This is a genomic window from Oricola nitratireducens (assembly GCF_014904745.1).
GTDB lineage: Bacteria > Pseudomonadota > Alphaproteobacteria > Rhizobiales > Rhizobiaceae > Oricola > Oricola nitratireducens.
This window is the reverse complement of record NZ_JACZCS010000036.1, coordinates 1-4,356: the sequence shown is the minus strand read 5'-3', so window position 1 is coordinate 4,356 and position 4,356 is coordinate 1. Positions and strand designations below refer to the sequence as shown.

The 4,356-nt window shown below is 60.7% G+C and carries 4 protein-coding genes and 1 tRNA gene; 4 read left to right on the top strand and 1 reads right to left on the bottom strand.

The window, feature by feature from the left end; translation table 11 throughout:
• Positions 1 to 188 precede the first annotated feature (188 nt).
• Positions 189 to 890 (bottom strand): ribose-5-phosphate isomerase RpiA, encoded by a 702-nt coding sequence (gene rpiA, locus IG169_RS17440; RefSeq protein ID WP_210326088.1) that lies wholly within the window; start codon positions 888 to 890, stop codon positions 189 to 191.
• A 155-nt stretch (positions 891 to 1,045) separates the two neighbouring features.
• On the opposite strand from rpiA, the gene IG169_RS17435 reads away from it, so the two are divergent.
• The 4 genes from IG169_RS17435 to IG169_RS17420 all read left to right on the top strand — a co-directional run.
• Positions 1,046 to 1,735, top strand: a complete 690-nt coding sequence (locus tag IG169_RS17435) for an HAD family hydrolase (RefSeq protein ID WP_193177522.1) — start codon at positions 1,046 to 1,048, stop codon at positions 1,733 to 1,735.
• Between the two features lie 46 nt (positions 1,736 to 1,781).
• Positions 1,782 to 1,856: transfer RNA gene (locus IG169_RS17430), tRNA-Val, on the top strand.
• A gap of 398 nt (positions 1,857 to 2,254) precedes the next feature.
• Positions 2,255 to 3,316 (top strand): GGDEF domain-containing protein, encoded by a 1,062-nt coding sequence (locus tag IG169_RS17425; protein ID WP_193177521.1) that lies wholly within the window; start codon positions 2,255 to 2,257, stop codon positions 3,314 to 3,316.
• Between the two features lie 288 nt (positions 3,317 to 3,604).
• Positions 3,605 to 4,356 (top strand): ammonium transporter (locus tag IG169_RS17420; RefSeq protein ID WP_428982261.1); only part of this gene is annotated, 752 nt, incomplete at its 3' end.

Below are 4,356 nucleotides of genomic sequence, written 5' to 3'. Positions count from 1 at the left end.
TCGCTTCGCGCGCCGCGGCCAGATGCGCTTCCGTGACATCCTGAGCCATCGCAGCCGGTGTGAGGGAAACGATGATCGCGAGCGCGGCGATGCCGCCACGAATACGTTTTGCTGCATGAAAGGTCATGGTTTCGGTCAACTCCGGTTTTCAGTCTTTGCGTTTATGGGGCAGGCCCGCGGCCGCCGCATCAATCTTGTGGCGCTGTCAGCGTTCTCACCTCGCCGTCGCCGGCGACGATCGCGACCGAGGTCATGCCGATGAACATGCCGTGTTCGACGACGCCGGGAACGGCGAGCAGCGCGTCGGACAATGCCTTTGGGTTGGAAATGTGGCCGAAAGATGCGTCGAGGATATAGTGTCCACTATCGGTTTCGAACGGTTCCCCGTCGCGGACGCGGAGCCGGATTTCGCCGGAATAGCCGAGCGACTCGTAAACATCCTGTATCCCGTGGCGCGTCGCCTCGATGCCGAACGTGTTGACTTCGATCGGAAGCGGAAAGGCCCCGAGCGCCGGGACGAGCTTGCTCTCGTCGGCGATAACGATGAACCTGGCGGACGCGCGCGCGACGATCTTCTCGCGCAACAGCGCGCCGCCGCCGCCTTTCGTCAGATTGAGATGAGGATCGATTTCATCTGCGCCGTCGATCGCCAGGTCGAGGCGCGGCATCTCGTCGAGAGAGGCGAGCGGAACGCCAAGTTCGACACAAAGCCGGGCGCTGCGTTCCGAGGTCGGCACGCCGGTCACGCGCATCCCCTCGCCCACCTTTTCCGCCAGCAGATGGATAAATGCCTCGGCTGTGCTTCCCGTGCCGATTCCAAGTTTCATCCCGTCCTCGACATAGGACAACGCGGCCTTCGCCGCGGCAACTTTCATGGTGTCTTGCGACATGTCCCGGCATTTCTCCCGACGGTTTTCCGCGACCGGTTATCACGACAGCGCCCGGACGCCAACCGGCAATCCGCCGCCCGGCGGCTCAATTGCGTTGCAATATCGGGCGCAGGTCACTAGGTCGTCGTCAATCCGATGAAACCGACAGGCAAGCGATGAAACCGCCAATCCTCGTGTTCGACCTCGACGGAACCCTCGTCGACACCGCGCCGGATCTGCTCGACAGCATGAACCACGCGCTGTCGCTCGCCGGCGTCGAGCCCGTCCATGACAACGGTTTCCGCGAATATATCAGCCATGGCGCCCGGGTGATGCTGGAACGCGCCCGGCAGGCGGCCGGACGCCCCGCGACGCCCGCCGAGATGGACGTGATGATGAAAAACTTCCTCGATTATTATCGCGACAACATGCCCGGCCGCTCCCGCCCCTACGAGCATGTCATCGAGGCGATCGAGGCATTCCGTGCGAGGGATTTCCGCATTGCCGTGTGCACCAACAAGGTCGAGGCCAGCGCAGTGCGGCTTCTCAAGGCGCTCGGCATCGACATACTGTTTTCGGCGATCTGCGGCCAGGACACCTTCCCCGTGAAGAAACCGGACCCAGGCCATCTGACCGGCACCATCGAGATGGCCGGCGGCGACCCGCTCCGCGCGCTGATGATCGGCGACAGCGAGACCGACATCCGCACCGCCCAGGCGGCCGGCATCCCGGTAGTCGCGGTCGATTTCGGCTACACCGACCGTCCTGTAGGCGAATTCGGCCCCGACAGCGTAATATCGCGCTACGACGCGCTCGATTTCGACCTCGTCGACGGCCTCCTCGCACGCCGTTTCGCGACCGGTTGACTTTCGCCGTTTGCCAAGACTATATCCGCGCTTCCACGCACGGTCCGGGCGATTAGCTCAGCGGGAGAGCACTGCCTTCACACGGCAGGGGTCGCTGGTTCAATCCCAGCATCGCCCACCATACATGGCCTTATGTTCTCCTGCCGCAGGACGACGTGGCTTCCTTAAAACTGCAAGGCTGTTGCCGTTAGTCAGGCGCCTTTCGCGGCGATGGCTCACCCGGTCCGAACCACGAAGCACGGGGGCGCGGGCATCCAACGGATGCCTGCTCACGACGGGATCCCGACCCCGGCAACATCGCAATACTAGCGAAGACCGCAATCCTTAATTAAGGCAATTGGTGTAATTCAGACTCCAGTTAGCTGGTGGAATGCCGGAACAACCGCACGGCGAAATGATTTTCGTCCGATTTCCAGCATGTAGTCGCGTGGATCTTGCTCCTTGCGGGATGAGCATAGCCTTGTTTGCACGTCCCTCGGTCGCATAACTTGACGCTCCAATGCAGCGAAGCAGCAAATCATGAAAAACACCAAACAACTCCCATCGATAGCCATTCGCCTCGCGGCACTCATGGACCGCGAGAGAATAGAAAGCCTGCCTCGCAATTATGAACTGGTCTACGACGTTTATTCCGGTTCGAATCCCGATCTGACGCGCGAATTCGCGGCGCTCGGCGAAATAAAGACACAAAAGGCCCTCGATGAAATCGGCCGGAAATATCTTCCCCACCAGCACGAAGAAGGCATTCTGGCCAAGACGAACAGCGTCATGCAGGGCCAGATGTCCGATTTCCTGCAACTCATCCAGGACGAACGCTCGTCGCTTGCCGAATTCGCAAAGATCATCGACGAGGCCAGCCAGGCGATAAGCTCCGACAAGAATCTTGATCGCTTCGCCCTCGCGAAATCGATCAACAATTTGTCGAAGGCGGCGGCCCAGCAATCCGAGACCAACAAGACGCTCGGCGAAGCCGCGGCGGCCCAAAATGCGGCAGTCGCCGAACTCAAGAATGAAATGGAAGCGCTCGAAGCGCTCAAATGGGCCGACCCGGTCACCGGGCTTGCGAACCGCCGGTCCTTCAACAAGACGGTTGTCGGCGTCTACGCGAACCCGAACAAGACGACGCCCTGCGGGCTTGCCATCGCCGAATTCGATGATTTCCGCAATTTCAGCACGAGCGGCGAATATCCGTTCTCCAACAACTACCTGCGGGAAATCGCCGAGGTGTTCAAATCCGCCAACACCTCCGGGCAGTTCATTGCATATCTGGACAAGGGCCGCTTCGCGTTCGTCCTGAACAGTGAAGATCCCGGCGAGATCATGGTTTTCGTGGAAATGATCAGAAAGGCGTTGCGTGCGAAAAAGCCGATCGTCACGAAGAGACGTACCGGCAATGCGGAAATCACGCTTTCATTCGGCATAGCGACGGCAACAGGCGCAGGCAGCGCGCACGAACTCATTCAACATGCCGAAAAGGCCCTTGCGGATTCGTTCACGGACGGCGGCAACACCGTGACGGTCTACTCCGCCGGCAAGCCGACGGACAGCCGCAGGAACTGGATGATTTACGCGAGCAATTGACCGGGTGTTTTCAATGCCCGGTCCCGCGCCGCCGGTTTGCACGCGCCTTCCTTCCCGAATCCCCAGGTTGCACCATCGCAACGACATCGAGGTCGAACGGATCGCCGGTTCAGTGCCGGCATCGCCCTTCTCTCCATGCTGCCGTAAAAGGCTTCCGTAACGGCAGGAAAAATCCCGTTAAACCATTCATTATCCTTGTCTTCTTGGATTTGCTGCACTGCGGTAGGATTTAACCAAAAAGCCACCGGTTCCGACAAAGACTGAGATCTACCTTTCGGAGTCGAACTGATGCAGCTGCTTTTCCGCACGCTGATTCCACTGTCGCTTGTTTTCGGTACAGTCGGCCCGGCATCCGCCGAGGGGCTGACCGTCGCCGACATCGCCTCGCGCCTCGATGCGGTCTGGGTGATGGTGGCCGCGGCCCTCGTCCTGATGATGCAGATCGGCTTCCTCCTGCTCGAGGCCGGTGCCGTGCGTACTAAGAACGCCGTCAATGTCGCGCAGAAGAACCTGCTCGACATGGCGTTCGCAGCGCTGGCGTTCTTCTCCGTCGGTTTCATGATCGGCTTCGGTCCGTCCCTCGGCAATGTGCCCCTCGGCTTCGATTCAGGCCTGCTCTTCCTGCGCGACCTCAAGGGCTCCGACGCGCTGTTCTTCGTCTTCCAGGTTATGTTCTGCGGTACGGCGGCGACGATCGTCTCAGGCGCGGTCGCCGAGCGCATGAAGCTCAGCGTCTATGTCGTCCTGTCCTTCCTGACCGCCGCCCTGATCTATCCGGCATTCGTGCACTGGGCCTGGGGCGCGGCGCGCGGCCACAATCCCGGCGCCTGGCTTGCGCATCTCGGCTTCGTCGATTTCGCCGGCTCCACCGTCGTGCATTCGACCGGGGCATGGATCGCACTTGCCGCCTGTATCGTCCTCGGCGCGCGGCTCGGACGCTTCGACGAGAACGGAAAGCCGGTGCGCTTTTTCGGACACTCCCCGGTTCTATCGGCCGCCGGCACCCTGATGTTGTTCGTCGGCTGGATCGGTTTCAACGG

Coding starts and splice junctions, on each gene's coding strand:
- rpiA (WP_210326088.1), bottom strand. CDS start 890: ATGTCGCAAGACACCATGAAAGTTGCCGCGGCGAAGGCCGCGTTGTCC.
- IG169_RS17435 (WP_193177522.1), top strand. CDS start 1,046: ATGAAACCGCCAATCCTCGTGTTCGACCTCGACGGAACCCTCGTCGAC.
- IG169_RS17425 (WP_193177521.1), top strand. CDS start 2,255: ATGAAAAACACCAAACAACTCCCATCGATAGCCATTCGCCTCGCGGCA.